Origin of the sequence: Micromonospora sp. WMMD736 (assembly GCF_049179015.1) — a bacterium.
GTDB lineage: Bacteria > Actinomycetota > Actinomycetes > Mycobacteriales > Micromonosporaceae > Micromonospora.
Map to the genome: position 1 here is coordinate 2,099,223 of NZ_JBMHMI010000001.1, position 18,272 is coordinate 2,117,494.

Genomic DNA, 18,272 nt, shown 5'->3' on the forward strand with positions numbered 1-18,272 from the left:
GCGCCTCGTCCCGCGGGGCAGGGTCGGCGGTGACGTCCAGGTCGCTCACGGCAGCGGACGACATGCGGTCAGCGTCTCACGAACCGGATGTGTTGGACCCAGCGCGGCATTTGAGCATCGACACCACCTGGGGACGCGGCGACGGCGCCGCGTCGGTCAGCACCGTCGCCGAACTCGACGCCACACTGGACACGATCAGTCACGTCCACAGCGCACAGCTGCCTTACTGCGTCACCCTCGTCGCTCCCGCCGGCGGCGAGGTCGCCATCATGCTCGACATCTGCGTCGGGCACCCCGAACGGCCGATCGTCTACCACGTCGCCGCCGACGGCAGCAGCGCTTGGGACACCAGCCAGATCTCGAACCCGGGCCCGCGCTCACCTTCGACTACGCCGGCACGCCCACCGACGCGTGGCCCGAACGCACCCGCGTCACCAACGCGACCGCGCGGCAAGCCGCACGACAGTTCCTCAGCAGCGGCGGACGACAACCCTGCTCGACGACCACCGACCGTAGTCGCGGTGACCGGTCGACGGCGAACAGCTTCGGCCGCCGGCGTGCTGCCGTGGCGGTGCTGTCGGCGGTCACCGCCCGGTAACCAGGCCGGCCGCGGTGCCGAGCGACTTCCCGCGACACGACCGACGGGTCCCGGCCGATCCGAACCCCGATTTCCTTATACAGCAAGCCTTCCGCGAATCCGCAGGAGATCTCGGCATGCCCGGCGGGCCAGGGCATCTGATGTCGCCGCAAGAAGCCGAAGCCGCACCGCGCATCGGTCGGATACCCGCTCAGGAGCAACACGTGACGGAGTGCTTCAACCACCACATCGTCGGTTCACCAGCGACCGTCAAGGCAGGGTTGGAGGATCTCGCCGAGCGCACGGGGGGGGCGAGCGAGATCATGATCGCCAATATCACGCATGCCTACGGTATCCGACTCAAGAGCTTTGAGCTCATTGCGGAGGCCAACCGGGCGCAGACGAGAACGCCGCTCAGACGACGCCCTCGCACACGCGATTACCGGGTGCGGGTGATCGACTTATGCTCGACGTAGCCGGTCAGGCCGACCTTGCCGTACTCGCGGCCGAGGCCGCTGGCCTTGTAGCCGCCGAAGGGTCCGTCGAAGCTGATCGGAGAGCCGTTCAGCGTGACTGTGCCCGTGCGCAGCCGGCGGGCGACGGCCAGGGCGCGGGCGGCGTCCGTGGACCAGATGCCGCCGGACAGTCCGTACTCGGAGTCGTTGGCGATCCGCACAGCATCGTCGTCGTTGTCGTAGGCGATGACGGCCAGGACCGGGCCGAAGATCTCCTCCTGCGCGATGCGCATGCCGTTGTCGACGTCGGCGAATACGGTCGGTGTGACATAGTTGCCGTTCTCCAGGCCTGCCGGGACCTGCGGCCCGCCGGTCACCAGCCGTGCGCCCTCCTCGATGCCGATGTTGATGTAATCAATGACCCGCTGCTGCTGGTCGCGGCGGATCATCGGGCCGATGAAGGTGTCGGCGGCGGAGGGGTCGCCGACCTTCAGCGACTCGACCATCTCCTTCACTGCGGCCACGACCTCCTCGTAGCGGCTGCGCGGGGCCAGGATCCGAGTTTGCAGGATGCACGCCTCACCGTTGTTGCCCAGCGAACCGAACCTGAGGCCCTGCATCGCGGCCGCCAGGTCGGCGTCGTCCAGGATCAGGGCGGCGGACTTGCCGCCCAGCTCGAGACCCACACGCTTCAGCTGCTCCCCGGCGATCGCCGCGATCCGCCGTCCGGCGCGGGTCGAACCGGTGAAGGAGATCTTGTCCACGTCGGCGTGCGAGACGAGGTGCTCGCTGGTCTCACGGTCCGCCGGAAGAACACTGAGGACGCCCTCGGGCAGGCCGGCCTCGTGCCACAGGTCCGCCAGCAGCATCATGCTCAGCGAGTTCTCCGGGGAGACCTTCAGCACGACGGTGTTGCCCGCCAGCAGAGCCGGGATCAGCTTCGCGGTGGCGGCGGAGAACGGGGAGTTCCACGGGATGACCGCGGCGACCACACCGATCGCCTCGCGCCGCACGATGGTGTCGAAGGCCACCGAAGGGTCGGACGGGGTGACGCTTTCCTCCCAGCCGAACTCCTCGGCTGCCTGGAGGTAGGCGTTGGTCTGACGGGTCAGGAAAGGCTGACCGAGCTTGGTGAACCAGCCCGCCGAGCCGTTCTCGGTCGAGATCGCCACGGCGATGTCGTCGGCCCTAGCGGTGCGCAGCGCATCGTAGCGACGCACGACCTCCTGGCGCTCTTCGGGCGTGGTACGCGGCCACGGGCCGTGGTCGAATGCCTCACGCGCCGCGGCGACCGCCCTGTCGATGTCGGCCGGCGCGGCCTGCGCCGCACGGCCGATGACCGACTGGTCGTGGGGCGACAGGATATCGAGCATCAGCTCCGGTGCGCTGGGAGTCACCCAGGAACCACCGATGTAGAGCTTGTCGCGCACAGTCATGTCTGTCATTCCTTAGGTGGAAAGTGGTGGAGGGAAGGGGATGGTGGGGTGGGTATCAGGGCTTGGCCGGGCGGACCATCCGCGCGACCTCGGTGTCGGCGAAATCGCCGAGTCCGTCGCGGTCGGTGGATACGCTGAGTTCGCGCCACGCCGCGTCTTCCGCGGCTCGCGCCGTCGTGATCTGCGGGGCGAGCCAGGCAGCGTCGGAGCCGAGCAGAAGCCGCATCGGCGGTGCCGGCTCTTCGGTGAGCCTCAGGATCGCGGCGGCCATCTTGGCCGGGTCGCCCCGCTGCACGTCGGGGTTGTTGCTGTAGGTGCGGGCGAAGGCGCCGACCGTTTCCTCGTACTCGGGGTGGATGTCCGGCACCGTCATCGGGGCGACTGCCCACGGGGTTCGGATTCCGCCAGGTTCCACCAAGGTGACGCGGATCCCGATGGGGGCTACCTCGCGGGCCAGGATCTCGGTGAAACCGCCCAGCGCCCACTTGGATGACTGGTAGGCGCTCAGACCGGGCTGGTTGCGCCGGCCGCCGATGGTGGAGACGTTGATGATGCTGCCAGAACGACGCGGACGCATCACCGGTAGGACGGCGCGCACCGTATTGACCGCACCGAAGAAGTTGACGTCGACATCGCGGTGGAAATCGTCGTCGGACATGTCCTCGATCGAGCCGACAGTTCGGGCACCGGCGCTGTTCACGAGCACATCGACCGCGTCGAACTCGGCGACCGCGCAGGCGACCGCAGCACGGACGGAGTCCGGATCGGTGACGTCCATGATGCGTACGCGCAACCGGTCGCGGTACTCGTCAGGTACAGATACGCCGTGGGGCGCGAGGTCGGTCGCTACTACGTTGTGGCCGGCGGCGAGGGCGGCCTCGACGACCCGGCCGCCCAGTCCCCCCGCCGCGCCGGCTATCAAAAAGGTCTTGATCATTGCGTTCATCCCTTTGGCGAACTGAGCGCGCTCGCGGAGCGGGGCAGGTATGCGGCGCGCATTGACCGGCCCCGTCCCCCAGCCACCACGGTGTCGGTCAGGCGGTGGGGTAATCCGTGGACCGGCTCACCTTGGCCCACGAGTTGGCTTCCGCTATACGGCCTTCCTCTGAGCTGATCGCGATCCCTAGTGCGTCGCTGCCGAGCAGCAGCCGGCGCGGAGGCTCCGCGGCGTCCACAGTGTCGACGATGGCGCGGGCCATGCGGTGCGGGTCGCCGGGCTCGTTCCCGGCATACTGTGCGAATCGATCCAGCCATGCGCCAACCGTCTGCTCGTAGTCAGGCGTGATGGGACCGGAGGGTTGGGCGGCCCCGGTGGCCCAGCCGGTGCGGATACCACCCGGCTCGACGATGGTGACCTTGATGCCTAAAGGGGCCACTTCGTTGGCGAGGACCTCGGAGAAGCCCTCCACAGCAAACTTCGCCGTCTGGTAGGCACCCAGGCCGGGGGTGCCGCCTACGCGACCGCCGATCGAGGAGATCTGCACGATGTGCCCGGAGCGCTGCCCGCGCATCACGGGTAGGACCGCCCTCGTCACATTGACCACGCCGTACAGGTTCGCCTCGACCTGCGCGCGGAATTCCTCCTCGGGGAAGTCCTCGATCGAGCCGCTGGTGGCGTAGCCCGCGTTGTTGACCACCAGGTCGATGGAGCCGAACCGCTGCACCGCCGCGGCGACCACCTCTCGGGCCTGTGCCGGGGAGGTGACGTCGAGCGCGACGGTCGCGAGACGCTCGGGGTGCTCTGCCACCAGGGAAGCCAACGCTTCCGGCTTGCGGGAGGTCGCCACCACTCGGTCGCCGGCCTCCAGCGCTGCGAGCACCAGTGCCTTGCCCAGGCCCTGCGAGCCACCGGTGATCAGCCAAGTCCTTGTCATCGTACGTATCCTCTCGCTTGTCATTCCTCGCCGACCTAAGCGGGCAGCAACACAACCGTAGAGTTACGGTCGCTAAATGCAACAGCGATGAGGCGATAATATTCTGTTTCGCAGCTCACACGTAGAAGCTCGCCGGGTAGCTGAAACAGTCGAGTATGATCGCAGCACCATGAGAGCCGATGCCGCCCGTAACCTAGATGCCGTCCTCCGCGCCGGAGCTCGACTTCTGGCCGAGGACCCCGGCACCTCCATGTCAGCCGTCGCCGCTGCCGCCGGAGTGGACCGCACCACCCTGCACCGCCGCTTCGCGAACCGCGAAGCCCTGCTCAGTGCCGTCTTCCAGGCCAAGCTCGACTCCGCCGAAAACGTCCTCGACGAGGCCCGCCTGACCGAGGCCCCCGTGCCCGTCGCCCTGCACCGCTACGTGGAGGGAATCGTCCCCGTCAGCCGCGAATGGCCCCTCGACACTCGCCGCATGATGCAGAACGACCCTGCCGCCAGCATCCGCCGTCAGGAGCAGAGCGCCCGAGTCGACGCCTTCATCCGCCGATCACGAGACGAGGGATACCTCCGCGTCGACGTGGACATGACCTGGGCGCGAACGGTCCTCGACCAACTCGTCGACGCCGCAGCCCACCAGTTCCCCACCCTGACGCCACCGCAAGCCGCCGACCTCGTCGTAGCCACCTTCATGAACGGCCTCGGCGCGGCCTGACGTGGGTCTGTGGATCTAACGGCTCCTCTCCGACGACCGATCCCTGGTGCACACCATCGGCAAGGGCAACCTCACCACGGTCGACACCGCGAGGGCCCTGGCCGGGACGCTAGTCCCCGCCAGGGCCCTCGATGCCCCTCCCCAGGGCCACGAGCACACGGTGCGATTGGCAATAACCCACCGCACGTGGCGGGCGTTATGCCCCACCTCTGCTGCCCGGCTCGAAGAGCGCTAGGCGGCAACCAGCCCTCTGCTCACCCCGCTGAAGTCCAGCCAGTAGTCCGTACCGTCGAGGACGTTCGTGGCAATCACCGTCCAGCTATTCCGTGCCGCCCATTTGTAACCGTTGCACGTGCCGGTGCGTCGGAAGCAGACCTGCGCGTAGATGCCACGGTCCGTCGGCTTGATATTAATGTCGGCGCATGCCGTTGTTGTCTTTGCGTACCCCGTCAAGGGCCAGTAGAAATAATCGTTGTAGGCGTCGTAGCTCTTCGCGTTGCCATAGCAGGACTGGATAACGACGCTACCGCCGTCGTTCGTCGGTCCTGGCGTTCCCTGCCCTTCGGCCGAGTTCACGTCGTTGGGCGCACTGGCGTGCGCGGCGCTGATGGGCGCGATCACGGCCAGACACGTGATCACCGCCGAAATTATGGCGAAAATGCGCACCCTGTTTGGCATTCCGGTCCTCCCCGTTTCGACCTTGCCTCTGGTTTTGCGCGAACCATGCACCGGTGCTGAATAATTGATATCAGGGTTTAAGTATTGATCACCATCACCACCCATGTCGCAAATGTGACAAACTGACCGTGGGCGGCTTGCCCCAGCGAAGTCATCGATTTCCCTGGCGCGTGCGTCGATCAAGCCCGCTGTACACACCGATCTTCCGGGTGGGCAGCCGAGTTAACGGATCCGGACGCGGCTCGAAGTGGTCAGGCCCGACGGGCGGACGGGCGCGGGTGGATGGCCTGAGTTCACAGCAGGTCGCCGACAGTGCGGCCCTCGCCCCGGCAGGCCGGTGTTCACATCCATGTACCTGTCGGAGTTCGATCCGGTCCGGCCATCCATCGGCCGTTACTTGGGCCCGCGTCCACCGGCTGACCGAACCCGCTCCTGCCGGTCGCCGGTCCCCGCCGAAGGACGGCGAAACGTCGGCATTGGCGTGTGGTGAACGACGGGCATCCCGGACGGCGTCTGTTCGTCGATCATTGCCAGGAGATCGATGGCTCCGTACACCGACTGCTGCTCGACCAGCAGCCGGGCGTACGGTCGACGTTCGGTCTCGAAGGTGCGCAGGAGGTGAGGGCCTGCCCAGCCCTGTAGCACGGCGGCGAGCCGCCAGCCCAGGTAGAGCCCGTCCAGGATCGCGGTGTTGCCGCCCAGCCCGCCGGTCGGCGGCATCACGTGGGCGGCGTCACCGGCCAGAAGTATCCGGTCCACCTGGAACCGTTCCGCGACGCCGCACGCGATCGACGTCTCACCGGACTCGACGATGTCCAGGGGTAGGTCCTCATCGAGCCCCAGGTCCGCGGTGATCTGCCGGACGATCCCGTCCGCGGAGCGGTGCCAGCCTTCGGGAAGCTCGGGCGCCAGGTGGCGGAAGTAGCCGTACAGTCCGGAATCTCGGTATTGAACAGTACGGCGCGGCCGATGTGGAACGCCGCGAAGCGGGAGCTGTCAGCAGCCCCCGGGGTGTGCGCGAGAGGCTCGCTGAGGTCCGCTTTGAACAGCACCCGCAGGACCTGGCCGACCACTCCCCTACCCTGCAGTGGGATGCCGAGCGCCTCGCGGACCGGGCTGCGCCAGCCATCCGCGGCCACCACGTATCCCGCCCGGATCCGGTACCGCCTGCCGGTGTCCGCCTCCTCGACGTGAGCGGTGACACCATCAGCGTCCTGGGCGAGACCGACCAGCCTGGTGCCGAAGCGCAGCTCGGCGCCGAGTTCGTGAGCGCGCTCGGCCGATGCTTGCTCCGCACCGGACTGGCCTGCCGTGCACCACTCCTCCGGGGACACGTGCCGCGTGGTCAGTTCCCGGCCGCTGACCAGCGTTCGGACGACGGGCCCGGCCAGCCGGGCGCGAGGACCATGCTGAACTCGCTGCGGTCCGGGCGACTCAGCTCATGGATCCGCTCGGCCACGCCGGCGATGCGCAACGCCTCCATGGTGTGCGGGTACTGGCCGGTCGCCTTGACCGCGGTGGAGGTGCCGGGGCGGCGCTCCACGACCAGCGGACTGACGCCATGCCGGCCGGCGAAGATCGCCGTGCTGAGGCCCGCCGGTCCCGCCCCGACCACGAGGAGAGGCCGATGCTCGACGGCGGTCACGGGACGAGCACCACGCGGCCGAGCTGACGGCGGTCCTTGATGAGTCGGTGGGCCTGGGCCGCCTCCTCCAGATGCCCGAGGCACCGGGGACGGGAAGGGCGCCGTACCGGAGCGCAACTGGGTCTCGATGAAGTTGACCCCGACGGCCTCGACCTGGACCAGGAGCTGACCGTCGCCGGGCACCGGCTCCGGTGCCTTGTCGACGGTCAGCACCTCCGGACCACCGTGCTCGTAGTAACGGATGACACGCATGCGGGTATCCCTTCCGTTGCCGGGGCGGCGATGCACCGCCGCTGCCGGTTGTAGCCGGCTGTGCTCGCGGCACGGTCGAGGAAGGCCCGAGCGTTACGCCCGTTGGCGCTCCGGGGCCCGCCATGGTCCGGGTACCAGGGACGCGGCGAGCCCAGCCACCACGGCGAAGCCCGCCACCAGCCAGTACGTCCGGCCGTACGCTTCCGCGGGAAAGCCCGAGGCGCCACTGAGCCGCTGTTGCAAGGCGACCGCGACCACCGCGATGCCCAACGAGCCGCCGATCTGGTTGAGGATGAACAGTGCGCTGGTGGCCCGGGGAGCATCGTCGGGGCGGACCGCGAGGTACATGAACGCCATCAGGCCGGGCACCGTGAAGCCGATGCCGAAGCCGCCGACGCCGAATGCGATCGCGGTCACGGCCGTCGAGGTGTGGTCACCGACGCCGGACAGCACCAGCGCGGCGATCGTGGCGAGCAGCATCCCGATCGGAGCGGTCACGCGTGCGGTGAGCCGGGCGCCGGCCTTACCGACGGAGATCGCGCCAGCGGCGCCGAGGATGCCCGAGGGCACCATGAGCAGGCCCGCGTGCAGGGCCCCGAATCCGCGTGACTGCTGGTAGTACAGCGGCGTCAGGAAGAGCAACGTGTTGGCGACCGCCCCGACCAGCAGCATGGTGACCACCGACATCGTGAAGCCGCGCTGAGTGAACAGCCGCACGTCGATCAGGGGCTCAGCCGCGCGGCGGGCGTGCAGCACGTACGCCAGCAGCAGCGCCACGCCGACGGCGAAGGCGGTGACCGCCGCCGGATCACCGAAGTCGCCGCGGTGGGCCGCGGTGGTGAGCCCGTAGATGAGCACCGCGAAGCCGGGTGAGAGCAGGGCCAGACCGACGACGTCGAGGCGTGGCCGCGGTGCCGCGCGGTCCGGCGCGTCGGCCGGCAGCGTTCGGAGCGCGAGCAGCAGAGCGATGGCACCGACCGGCAGGTTGATGAGGAACATCCAGCGCCAGCTGATGTCGTCGACGAAGAAGCCGCCGAGGATCGGCCCCAGCACCGGCCCGATGGTCAGGGGGATCGAGATCAGGCCCATCGCCTTGGTGACCCTGCTCGGGCCCGCGGCGCGGGCGATCGCGGCCTGCACGACCGGGAAGATCATTCCGCCGCCGAGCCCCTGGAGCAGGCGGAACACGATCAGGCTGCCGGCCGACCAGGCCAGTCCGGACAGCAGCGAACCGACGGTGAACAGGACGACAGCGAACGTCCAGACCTGACGGACGCCGAAGCGGTCCACGCCCCAGCCGGAGATCGGCGTCGCGACGGCGACGGCGAGCAGGTATCCGGCGGTGACCCACTGGATGGTCGACAGCGTGGTCCCGAAGACGGTGACGAGGCGGTCCACCCCGACGTTGACGATGGTCTCGTCCAGCAGGGCCATGAGCAGAGCCAGCAGCAGGACTCCGGCCATCTTGAGGAATGCGGGATCGAGGCGGTCGGCCTCCGGGTCAGCGGGCTTGTCGCCGGGAGCGCGCTGGGGCGCGCTGGTGTCGCTGGCCATGGTCGTTACCTCCGAGCGGCAGAACGGTCCGGTATTGACGCGCACAGAATACATGTAGGTGCAGACATTTTTAAGCTCGATCAACCCTTACCAGCAGCCATCCTCTGCTCGGAGCCCACAGGAAGTGAATGCGTATACATTGAATGCGCATGGACGTGTAAGGTGTACGTCGACGACTCGGAGGGCGGGCGGATGGCGGAACGACGCGGCGGGCAGCCCGACGTGCTCGACCTGTGGCGGCAACTGACGGTGCTCACCGGCCGCCTGGGCCAGGCACTCGACAAGCGCCTCGTGCGGGAGTTCGACCTCACCCTCACCGAGATGCTGGTGCTCGACGAGTTGATTCGCGGCAACCCACGCGGCATGCGCATCCAGGATCTCAGCGACGCGGTGGCCCTCGACCAGTCCTCGATGAGCCGTCTGGTCAGCCGCCTCACCGCCAAGCAACTCGCCGCCCGGGTCAGCTGCGAGCACGACCGCCGCGGCGTCTACTGCCAGATCACCGACCTGGGCACCGAGCGGTACGCCGCGGCCGCCCGGGTCAGCCGCGCCGAACTCGGTGCCGCACTGGACGCCGCCGCCTTCGACGACCGGCTGGCCTCCGTGGTTGCGCGGCTGACCCGCCCGGTCGTCACGCCCGCCGACACCTGAGACCCGACCGAGGGAGTCATCCCGTGCAGTTGTCGATCCTGGATCAGTCGATGATCCCGGAGGGATCCACACCGACTCAGGCGCTGACCAACACGCTCGCGAGAAGGGTGGCCGGCGGCGACCCGTCTACCAGGCGCGCAACACCACCTGCCGGGGACAGGGTGAGGTCTGCTCATCTTCGGAGCCCGGTCCCGACTATGTGTCGTAGGTGATCAGCTCCAGCAGGGAACCGTCGGGATCCCGGAAGTAGACACTCACTCCACGCCCACCTCCACCGCTGCGGACAACCGGCCCTGCCTCTATGTCGATCCGGTGGCGCTGAAGATGAGCGACGACATCCTCCAAGGTGCCGGGCCAAACGAAGCACAAGTCGCTGCCGCCTGGCGCGACGGGTCGCCGTGCCACCAGCTTTCCGACATCCAGGCCCGGACCGTGGACGTTGAGCTGTTGGTCGCCGAACCGGTAGGCCACGTGACCGTCGGGATGGTCGACCACGTCGGCACCCAGGACGTCTCGATAGAAGGCCGCCGAGCGTTCCCAGTTGCTGACCGCGATCACACAGTGATCGAGCCTGATCTTCGCCTGAGCCATGCCCGGACCCTACGGTCTGCGCGGGTGAAGGGACGTCCGCATTGCCCAATTGGCATGAGCGCGCACCGCTTCCTCACCTCCGGCACCCTCTGCGACGCGCCCTCAGCCACAAATCTCGCGCGCCGACCGCTCTCCCACCCCTCGATCTCCCCCTTGCTCATTTCCTATCTACACGATAGGAAAAGTAGGTGACTACCACGGTCCCCGCGCCGCCTGCCGCGGAAACCTCGATCGGCGCGTCAGCGGTGACCCCTGACGCACTGGCACCGCACGGCGGACGCCGCCGGCGGATCCTGCTCCGGCTGCTCGCCCTCGTCGTGCTCTACGCGCTGTGGGAGATCGCCGCCCGAGCCACCAGCAACCCCACCTTCATCCCCTCGCCCGGTGCGGTGTGGCACCAACTCATCCAGACCTCGACCGCCCACGACGGCATCCGTGGTTACAGCGGACACCTGCTCCTCGAGCACCTCGGGGTGAGCCTGCGCCGCATCCTGATCGGATCCGTCATCGGTGTCGGCGGCGGAGTGCTCCTCGGGGTCGTCATGGGAACCGTCGGCTGGATCCGGGTGGTCGTCGAACCGGTGGTCACCTTCATCCGGGCGCTCCCGCCCCTGGCCTACTTCAGCCTCTTCATCATCTGGTTCGGCATCGACGAGACACCCAAGCTCTGGCTGCTCTCCATCGCCGCGCTGCCCCCGGTCGCGGTCGCCACCGCGGCAGCCGTCTACTCCGCACCGACCAATCTGGTGGAGGCCGCGCAGGCGCTGGGCGCCAGCCGCGCACGCGTGATCCGCGACGTGGTGCTGCCCCACGCGCTACCGGAGATCTTCACCGGGATCCGGATCGCCGTCGGGGTCGCGTACTCCTCGGTGGTCGCCGCGGAGACGATCAACGGCGTACCTGGCATCGGCGGCATGATCCGCGACGCCCAACGCTACTCACAGACCGACGTGGTCGTCCTCGGTCTGTTCGCCATCGGCCTGTCAGGCCTGCTCATCGACGCCCTGCTGCGGACCGCCGAAGGCCGGCTGATCCCGTGGCGCGGCCAGATATAGGAGAACAGCACATGCGCAAGATTCTGGGCCTGCTGGCCGCCGCCGCCCTACTGCTACCCACCGCCTGCGGGGACGGTGCCGCCAGCGGCGGCGGCGACCCGGACCGCAAGAGCATCCGGATCGCCTACCAGGCGTTCCCGAGCGGCGACCTCATCGTCAAGAACCAGGGTCTGCTGGAGAAAGCCCTGCCCGACTACCAGATCACCTGGACCAAGTTCGACTCCGGCGCCAGCATCAACACCGCGTTCGTCGCCGGTAGCGTCGACATCGCGGCAATCGGGTCCAGCCCGGTCGCCCGCGGGCTCTCCGCACCCCTGAACATCCCGTACCAGGTCGCCTTCGTGCTCGACGTCGCCGGCGACAACGAGGCACTTGTCGCCCGCAAGGGCTCCGGGGTCACCGACGTGAGCGGTCTGCGCGGCAAGAAGGTGGCGACACCGTTCGCCTCCACCGCCCACTACAGCCTGCTGGCGGCGCTGGACCGCGCCGGTGTCAAGGAATCCGACGTCACCATCGTCGACTTGGAGCCGCAGGACATCCTGGCCGCCTGGACCCGCGGTGACCTGGACGCCGCCTACTCCTGGCTGCCGTCGCTCGACGAACTCAGGAAGACCGGCACGGTGCTGGTCACCAGTCGCGAACTGGCCACCGCGGGCAAGCCCACCCTGGACCTCGGTGTCGTCGCCACCGCCTTCGTCAAGGCGCACCCGGACGCCGTGGACGCCTGGCGTAAAGCTGAGTCCCAGGCATTGGACCTGATCCACAACGACCCGGCCGCAGCCGCGAAATCGGTAGGCGTGGAGCTCAACCTCAGCCCGGAGGAAGCGCAGCGGCAGCTCTCGCAGGGTGTCTTCCTCGAGCCCGCGGACCTGGCCAGCCCCGCATGGCTCGGCACCTCGGCAGCCAAGGGCCAGCTCGCCGACAACCTCGTCAGCGCGGCACAGTTCCTCAAGGACCAGCAGAAGATCGACGCCGTGCCGGACCTGGCGACCGTCCAGGCCGCCATCTACACCGAGGGGCTGCCGGATGTCCTCGGCTGACCCCGGCGGGACGGCCGCGATCGCTGTCAACGACGTCGAGCACGCGTACGGCGACGTCATCGCCCTCGGTCCGATCGACCTGGCCGTACCGACGGGTGAGTTCCTCGTCCTGGTCGGCGCGTCCGGCTGCGGCAAGAGCACGCTGCTGCGGCTGATCGCCGGCTTCGAGCGGCCCACCACCGGCACGGTCCTGACCGCCGGGGTGCCGCCGGTCCCGGGGCGCGGCGCGGGCCTGGTCTTCCAGCAGCCCCGCCTGTTTCCGTGGAAGACCGTCGGCGGCAACATCGAGCTGGCCCTGCGCTACGCCGGGCAGCCCACCGACGGTGTCGATCGGCTACTCGCCCGGGTCGGCCTACCTGACGTGGCCAAGCGCCGGACCTGGCAGATCTCCGGCGGTCAGCAGCAGCGAGTCGCGATCGCGCGCGCCCTCGCCGCGGACCGCCCACTGCTGCTGCTCGACGAACCGTTCGCCGCGCTCGACGCGCTCACCCGGGAGCGCCTCCAGGAGGACCTGCGCGCGGTCAGCACGGTAGCCGGTCGGACCTCGGTGTTCGTCACCCACAGCGTGGACGAGGCCGTCTTCCTGGGCAGCCGGGTCGTGGTGCTCAGCCCGCGCCCCGGCCGGATCGTCCTGGACCTGCCCATCGATTTGCCTCGCACCGGCGTCACGCCGGACGACCTGCGGGGCCTGCCCGAGTACGCCGCTCTGCGCGCCGAGATCGGGCATGCCGTCCGACACGAAGGAGCATCCACATGACCGCCGTGCTCGTGCAGCTGGACCTCGAACCGCTGGGGCCGCACTTCGGCGCCCTGGTGCGCGGGATGAACCTGGCGACCGCCAGCGACGAGGAGATCGTCGCTCTCCGCGCCGCCCTGGTCGACCGCAAGGTGCTGTTCCTCCGCGACCAACGCCTCGACGACGACGCTCAGGTGCGCCTGGGCCGCCGGATCGGCGAACTGACCGCCTCGCATCCGGTGGTCGGCGGCGTCGACGAAGCCCACCCGGAGGTGTACGCCCTGGACAGCACCGACAATGGCTTCGCCGACGTGTGGCACACGGACGTCACCTTCATGAAGCGGCCGCCACTCGGCTCGATCCTGCGCGCGGTCACCCTCCCACCGACCGGCGGCGACACCAACTGGGCCGACGCGCAACTGGCGTACGACTCGCTCAGCGAGCCCGTACGACGACTTGTCGATCAGCTCACCGCCGTTCACGACGGCACCCGCGAGTTCGGCTACTACCTGGCCCAACGCGGAGGCAACGTGTGGGAGGGCCAGCCCGTGTCCCGACTCGACCCGGTCGAGCACCCGGTGGTCCGGGTACATCCCGAGACCGGCCGTCGGGGAATCTTCGTGAACCCCGGCTTCACCTCCCACATCGTCGGGGTCTCCGACGCCGAGAGCCGGGCCATCCTGGACCTGCTCTACGCCCACCTCACCAAGCCGGAGCACATCGTGCGACACCGCTGGCGCCCCGGCGACGTGGCACTCTGGGACAACCGCAGCACGGCCCACTACGCCAACCGCGACTACGGGTCCGAACGGCGGGTCATGCATCGCATCACCCTGCGCGGGGACATCCCGCGCGGCCCGCAGGACCAGCAGCACCCCTTCGACCGTTGATGATCGCTACCGGGCACGTCGATCTCGACGCGGGCGTCGTCAGTCCTCCCACTCCTTGGCGAGCAGCTCGTACGAGCTGACCCGGTCGCTGTGCGCGTGGGTGATCGTGGTGATCAGCAGTTCGTCGGCGGCGGTGACGTCACGCAGGACGCGCAGCCGCTCGACGACCGTGCCGGGCGATCCGACGAACTGGGTGTCCACCCGGTCGGCGACGAGTTCCCGGTCCTCGTCGGTCCACGGCAGCGCGGCGGCCTGCTCCGGGCGTGGGAACGGGATCGCGCCGTCACCGCTGCGGATGCTGCGCACCCACGGCCCGTACGGTGCGGCGAGCCGGCGTGCCCTCTCGTCGCTGTCGGCGACGACGACGTCCGCGGAGACCACAACGTACGGCTGGGCCAGTACCGCCGAGGGCCGGAACGCGGCCCGGTAGGCGGTCACGGCGTCGAGCACCGAGGAGGGGCTGACGTGGTAGTTCGCGGCGAAGGGCAGGCCGAGCGCGCCGGCGAGTTGGGCGCTCTCGCCGCCGCTGCTGCCCAGCAGCCACACCGAGAGGTCGGTGCCCTCCCCCGGTACAGCGTGCGCGTCCAGGCCGTTCTCGTCGGTGTAGTCGCCGCGCAGCAGGGCCAGGACGTCGGCCACCTGGTCGGCGAAGGGCGGCGGCTGCGCGCCCGGTTGGTGCAGCAACGTGTTTGCCAGCGCGAAGCGCGGTGAGGTGAGCACGCTGGCGTAGGAGAACGGCGGCGGGATGAGCAGTCCGTCGACGACGCGGGCCTCGACGGGCGGCACGTTCGCGGGAGCGGTGAACGCCCGGGCGGCCTCGACGCGCCGCTGCCCGGAACGACCGAGCCCGAGGTCGATCCGCCGGGGGTACAGCGCGGCGAGGGTGCCGAACTCCTCGACCACCGACAGGGCGGTGCGGTGACCGACCTGGACGGCGCCGGAGCCAACGCGCAGCACGCTGGTGGCCGCGGCGACCTGCCCGATGAGCACCGCCGGCGCCGAGCTGGCGACGCCCGCGGCGAGGTGGTGCTCGGCCAACCAGAAACGGTGGTAGCCGGACTGCTCGACCCGGCGGGCCAGGTCGACGGTGTTGTGCAGGGCGTCGGCGACGGTGCCGCCGGCGGGAACCGGCGACAGGTCGAGGACGGACAGTGGGGTCGATGGCATGGTGGTTTCCCGTCTCTTCTCAGGCCGCCGGCGTGGCGGCCAGCGCCGGTGCGAAGGGGCGACTGGGGATCTCTCGCCGCAGCACCGGCGCCACCTCGGCCTGGAACAGCTCCAGGCTTTCTCGGTGCTGCTTGTCGGTCAGCCCGTCGTGGTCGGCCTGGAGGTGCATGACCTCATGGCCGAACTCCTCGTGGTAGCGCAGCACCTTGTCGATGATCTGCTGCGGGCTACCGACCAGGATGGAGCTGCGTTCGATGGCGTCCTCGATGGTGGGAAAGACCGTCGGCACGCCGAGTCGCTGGAACGCGGCGACCCGGGCGTCGAAGATCGGCCGGTACCGCTCGATCGCCTCCTGCGAGGTGCGCGTCACGTAGAAGCCGGCCGACCCGGCGCCGACCAGGGCGTCGGCCGGGTCGTGGCCGTAGTGGGCCCAGCGGTCCCGGTAGTGACGGATGAGCTCGGCGTACGGCTCGATGGGGTTGGTGACGTTCGCGGAGAAGAGCGGGTCGCCGTAGCGGGCGGCCAGGTCGACCGACTCGCGGCTGGTGGCGCTGCCGTGCCAGACCCGGATCGGCTGCTGCAACGGGCGCGGCCACGTCTCGGCCTCGGTCAGCGACGGCCGGTACGTCCCCGACCAGGTGACCCGGTCCTTCCGCCAGAGCCGACGGAACAGCTCGTAACCCTCCCGGTTCCGGTCCCACTGGTCCTCGGCGGTGACGTGGAACAGGTGGGCCTGCGCGGCGCCGTTGCCCTTTCCGATGATCAGTTCGAGTCGGCCGCCGGAGAGGTGGTCGAGGGTGGCGTAGTCCTCGTACGCGCGGACCGGGTCGAGCAGGCTGAGCGTGGTGACGGCGGTGAAGAGCCGGATGATGGACGTACGGGCCGCGATGTGGCTCAGCACCACCGGAGGCGACGAGGAGATGAAGGGCCGTTCGTGCCGCTCGCCGACGCCGTACCCGTCGAAGCCGAGTTCCTCGGCGAGGACAGCCGTGTCGACGACCTCCCGAAACCGGTCGGTGGTGCTGCGGCGCTGACCGGTGACCGGGTCGGGCAGGTGGGTGATCAGGGTGATCAGCAGGAACTTCATGCGGGGACCGTCGCTTCCGGCACGGGGGTCATGGGCGGCGTACCGCCAGGGCGAAGCAGCGCGAGTAGGGCAGGGTGTCGTAGGGGGCGAAAACCGGGATCGGCCGGTAACCCGCCTGCTCGTAGCGGCGGACCGCGTCGGGTTGGCGGTCGCCGGTCTGGAGCACGATCCGCACCGCGCCGAGCTGACCGGCGGCCTCCCGGGCCGCGTCGAGCAGACTGCCGGCGATGCCGCGCCCCCGGTGGGCGGGCGGCACGTACATCCGCTTGAGCTCCAGGTCGGCGCCGTGCCATCGCATGGCGGCGTGCCCGACCGGCGTGGCGTCGGCCGTGTACGCCACGCCCGTCCACGCCACCGAGCCCGGGGTGAGCACCTGGGCCGTGGGCAGGTGGATCGGGTCGGCGGGACGGTCGGCGTACCGGTGGCGCAGTTCGGTGGTCATTGCGGCCCGCAGGGCCGTGGCGTCCGGGTCGTCCCAGCGGCGGCGGCAGACCGTGACGGGTTTGGTCACGCCGCACCGACGCGGCCGACCGGTCGGGCGGAGCCGAGACCGAGGTGGTCGCGCAGGGTGGCACCGGTGTACTCGGTGCGGAAGACGCCGCGTTCCTGTAGCAGCGGGACGACCTGGTCGACGAACTGGTCGAGACCGCCCGGGGTCAGGTGCGGCACCAGGATGAACCCGTCGGCGGCGTCGGACTGGACGAAGTGGTCCATCTGGTCGGCGACCTGCCGTGGGGTCCCGACGAACGACTGCCGGCCGGTCACCTCGATAATCAGATCGCGGATTCCGAGGCCCTTCTCCTCGGCCAGTGCGCGCCAGCGGTGGGCGGTGCCGACGGGGTCCGGGTACATGCCGGTCCGGCCTCGGCTGATCGCGTCGGCGGTGACGTCCGGGTCCTCGGTGGGCAGGGGGCCGTCCGGGTCGTACGCGGACAGGTCCCGGTTCCACAGCTGTTCCAGCAGCAGGATCGCGGTCTGCGGGCTGACCTGCTGGCGGCGGATGTGGTGGGCGCGTTCCTGCGCCTCGGCGTCGGTGTCGCCGAGCACGAAAGTGACACCGGGGATGATCTTCAGGTCGTCGGGGTGGCGGCCGTATCGGGCGAGCCGGGACTTCACGTCCCGGTAGAACTCCTGGCCGTCCTCCAGCGTGCCGTGCCGGGAAAAGATGGCGTCGGCGCTGGACGCGGCGAACTCGCGTCCGTCGGGCGAGTCGCCGGCCTGGAGGATCACTGGGTGCACCTGCGGGCTGCGCGGCACGGTGAAGTGCCCGGCGATGTCGAACTGGTCGCCGTGGTGGGCGAACGCGCCGGGGTCCGCCTCCGTCACGTACCGGCCGCCGTCGCGGTCCCCCACGATCGCCTCGGCCGGCCAGGACTCCCACAGCTCCCGGGCCGTCCGGACGAACTCGGCGGCCCGCTCGTAGCGCAGCGAACGGTCGAGGTAACCGCCCCGGCGGAAGTTCTCCCCGGTGAACGCGTCGGACGTGGTCACGACGTTCCAGGCGGCCCGACCGCCGGAGAGGTGGTCGAGGCTGGCCAACTGGCGGGCCAGCTCGTATGGCTCCCGGAAGGTGGCGTTCAGGGTGCCGGCCAGCCCGAGGTGGCTGGTGACGCTCGCGAGGGCGGCCAGCAGGGTCAAGGTGTCCGGGCGGCCCACCACGTCCAGGTCGTGGATGCGCCCGCGCTGCTCGCGCAGGCGCAGCCCCTCGGCAAGGAAGAAGAAGTCGAACTTGCCCCGCTCGGCGGTCTGGGCCAGGTGGACGAACGAGGAGAAGTCGATCTGACTTACGGAGTCGGGGTCCCTCCACACCGTCGTGTTGTTCACGCCGGGAAAGTGCGCGGCCAGGATGATCTGCTTGGGCATCACGGT

General features: G+C 69.4%; 20 protein-coding genes and 1 pseudogene. 7 read left to right on the forward strand and 14 right to left on the reverse strand.

Annotation, left to right across the window (positions count from 1 at the left end; genetic code table 11):
* Positions 1-495 precede the first annotated feature (495 nt).
* Positions 496-684: pseudogene (locus ACN269_RS08825) on the reverse strand (IS30 family transposase); the annotation flags it as partial.
* Here ACN269_RS08825 and ACN269_RS08830 point away from each other — a divergent pair.
* Positions 613-1,053: a hypothetical protein gene (locus ACN269_RS08830; RefSeq protein ID WP_421476694.1), complete on the forward strand. Its 441-nt coding sequence runs from the start codon at positions 613-615 to the stop codon at positions 1,051-1,053. The pseudogene ACN269_RS08825 and the gene ACN269_RS08830 sit on opposite strands and share 72 nt — an antisense overlap.
* Here the strand turns inward: ACN269_RS08830 and ACN269_RS08835 are convergent.
* The 3 genes from ACN269_RS08835 to ACN269_RS08845 all read right to left on the reverse strand — a co-directional run bounded on the left by ACN269_RS08835 (position 1,017) and on the right by ACN269_RS08845 (position 4,366).
* A complete protein-coding gene (locus tag ACN269_RS08835) occupies positions 1,017-2,468 on the reverse strand; it encodes an aldehyde dehydrogenase (protein ID WP_421471977.1) in 1,452 nt (483 codons plus the stop codon). The genes ACN269_RS08830 and ACN269_RS08835 overlap by 37 nt on opposite strands.
* Before the next feature lie 55 nt (positions 2,469-2,523).
* Positions 2,524-3,390 (reverse strand): SDR family NAD(P)-dependent oxidoreductase, encoded by an 867-nt coding sequence (locus ACN269_RS08840; RefSeq protein WP_421471978.1) that lies wholly within the window; start codon positions 3,388-3,390, stop codon positions 2,524-2,526.
* Between the two features lie 112 nt (positions 3,391-3,502).
* On the reverse strand, positions 3,503-4,366 hold the full coding sequence (locus ACN269_RS08845) for an oxidoreductase (protein ID WP_421471979.1): 864 nt from the start codon (positions 4,364-4,366) through the stop codon (positions 3,503-3,505).
* A gap of 145 nt (positions 4,367-4,511) precedes the next feature.
* Here ACN269_RS08845 and ACN269_RS08850 point away from each other — a divergent pair, with 145 nt between their 5' ends.
* Entirely contained in the window at positions 4,512-5,057 is a 546-nt protein-coding gene (locus ACN269_RS08850) for a TetR/AcrR family transcriptional regulator (protein ID WP_355047663.1), read from the forward strand.
* Positions 5,058-5,288: 231 nt separating this feature from the next.
* On the opposite strand, the gene ACN269_RS08855 is transcribed toward ACN269_RS08850, so the two are convergent.
* From ACN269_RS08855 to ACN269_RS08875, 5 genes are all read right to left on the reverse strand, one after another.
* A complete protein-coding gene (locus ACN269_RS08855; RefSeq protein WP_421471980.1) occupies positions 5,289-5,840 on the reverse strand; it encodes a hypothetical protein in 552 nt (183 codons plus the stop codon).
* A 288-nt stretch (positions 5,841-6,128) separates the two neighbouring features.
* Positions 6,129-6,554 carry an FAD-dependent monooxygenase gene (locus ACN269_RS08860; RefSeq protein WP_421476234.1) on the reverse strand — a complete coding sequence of 142 codons (426 nt, stop codon included), beginning with the start codon at positions 6,552-6,554 and terminating at the stop codon, positions 6,129-6,131.
* Positions 6,455-7,069 (reverse strand): FAD-dependent oxidoreductase, encoded by a 615-nt coding sequence (locus ACN269_RS08865; protein ID WP_421471981.1) that lies wholly within the window; start codon positions 7,067-7,069, stop codon positions 6,455-6,457. The genes ACN269_RS08860 and ACN269_RS08865 overlap by 100 nt, the downstream gene beginning before the upstream one ends.
* An 11-nt stretch (positions 7,070-7,080) precedes the next feature.
* Positions 7,081-7,632, reverse strand: coding sequence for an FAD-dependent monooxygenase (locus ACN269_RS08870; protein ID WP_421471982.1), 552 nt, complete (start codon positions 7,630-7,632; stop codon positions 7,081-7,083).
* Between the two features lie 93 nt (positions 7,633-7,725).
* A complete protein-coding gene (locus ACN269_RS08875; protein WP_421471983.1) occupies positions 7,726-9,186 on the reverse strand; it encodes a DHA2 family efflux MFS transporter permease subunit in 1,461 nt (486 codons plus the stop codon).
* Between the two features lie 162 nt (positions 9,187-9,348).
* Here ACN269_RS08875 and ACN269_RS08880 point away from each other — a divergent pair, with 162 nt between their 5' ends.
* On the forward strand, positions 9,349-9,837 hold the full coding sequence (locus tag ACN269_RS08880; protein WP_421471984.1) for a MarR family winged helix-turn-helix transcriptional regulator: 489 nt from the start codon (positions 9,349-9,351) through the stop codon (positions 9,835-9,837).
* Positions 9,838-10,032: 195 nt separating this feature from the next.
* On the opposite strand, the gene ACN269_RS08885 is transcribed toward ACN269_RS08880, so the two are convergent.
* The gene (locus tag ACN269_RS08885) at positions 10,033-10,428 is read right to left on the reverse strand and encodes a VOC family protein (RefSeq protein WP_421471985.1); all 396 of its coding nucleotides are present in this window, start codon (positions 10,426-10,428) and stop codon (positions 10,033-10,035) included.
* 188 nt (positions 10,429-10,616) lie between these two features.
* Between ACN269_RS08885 and ACN269_RS08890 the strand changes: the two genes are divergently transcribed.
* Genes ACN269_RS08890 through ACN269_RS08905 form a run of 4 tightly spaced genes read left to right on the forward strand, consistent with a single transcriptional unit; the run spans position 10,617 to position 14,149 of the window.
* Positions 10,617-11,483 carry an ABC transporter permease gene (locus ACN269_RS08890; protein ID WP_421471986.1) on the forward strand — a complete coding sequence of 289 codons (867 nt, stop codon included), beginning with the start codon at positions 10,617-10,619 and terminating at the stop codon, positions 11,481-11,483.
* 11 nt (positions 11,484-11,494) lie between these two features.
* Positions 11,495-12,523 carry an ABC transporter substrate-binding protein gene (locus ACN269_RS08895; RefSeq protein WP_421471987.1) on the forward strand — a complete coding sequence of 343 codons (1,029 nt, stop codon included), beginning with the start codon at positions 11,495-11,497 and terminating at the stop codon, positions 12,521-12,523.
* The gene (locus ACN269_RS08900; protein ID WP_421471988.1) at positions 12,510-13,280 is read left to right on the forward strand and encodes an ABC transporter ATP-binding protein; all 771 of its coding nucleotides are present in this window, start codon (positions 12,510-12,512) and stop codon (positions 13,278-13,280) included. The genes ACN269_RS08895 and ACN269_RS08900 overlap by 14 nt, the downstream gene beginning before the upstream one ends.
* Positions 13,277-14,149, forward strand: coding sequence for a TauD/TfdA dioxygenase family protein (locus ACN269_RS08905; protein ID WP_421471989.1), 873 nt, complete (start codon positions 13,277-13,279; stop codon positions 14,147-14,149). Before ACN269_RS08900 ends, ACN269_RS08905 begins: the two co-directional genes overlap by 4 nt.
* 39 nt (positions 14,150-14,188) lie before the next feature.
* Here the strand turns inward: ACN269_RS08905 and ACN269_RS08910 are convergent, their stop codons facing one another.
* The 4 genes from ACN269_RS08910 to ACN269_RS08925 are packed head-to-tail and all read right to left on the reverse strand — an operon-like array spanning position 14,189 to position 18,266.
* Positions 14,189-15,316: an LLM class flavin-dependent oxidoreductase gene (locus ACN269_RS08910; RefSeq protein WP_421471990.1), complete on the reverse strand. Its 1,128-nt coding sequence runs from the start codon at positions 15,314-15,316 to the stop codon at positions 14,189-14,191.
* A gap of 19 nt (positions 15,317-15,335) precedes the next feature.
* Positions 15,336-16,403 carry an LLM class flavin-dependent oxidoreductase gene (locus tag ACN269_RS08915; RefSeq protein ID WP_421471991.1) on the reverse strand — a complete coding sequence of 356 codons (1,068 nt, stop codon included), beginning with the start codon at positions 16,401-16,403 and terminating at the stop codon, positions 15,336-15,338.
* 28 nt (positions 16,404-16,431) lie between these two features.
* Positions 16,432-16,914, reverse strand: a complete 483-nt coding sequence (locus tag ACN269_RS08920) for a GNAT family N-acetyltransferase (protein WP_421471992.1) — start codon at positions 16,912-16,914, stop codon at positions 16,432-16,434.
* On the reverse strand, positions 16,911-18,266 hold the full coding sequence (locus ACN269_RS08925) for an NtaA/DmoA family FMN-dependent monooxygenase (protein WP_421471993.1): 1,356 nt from the start codon (positions 18,264-18,266) through the stop codon (positions 16,911-16,913). The genes ACN269_RS08920 and ACN269_RS08925 overlap by 4 nt, the downstream gene beginning before the upstream one ends.
* Positions 18,267-18,272 lie beyond the last annotated feature (6 nt).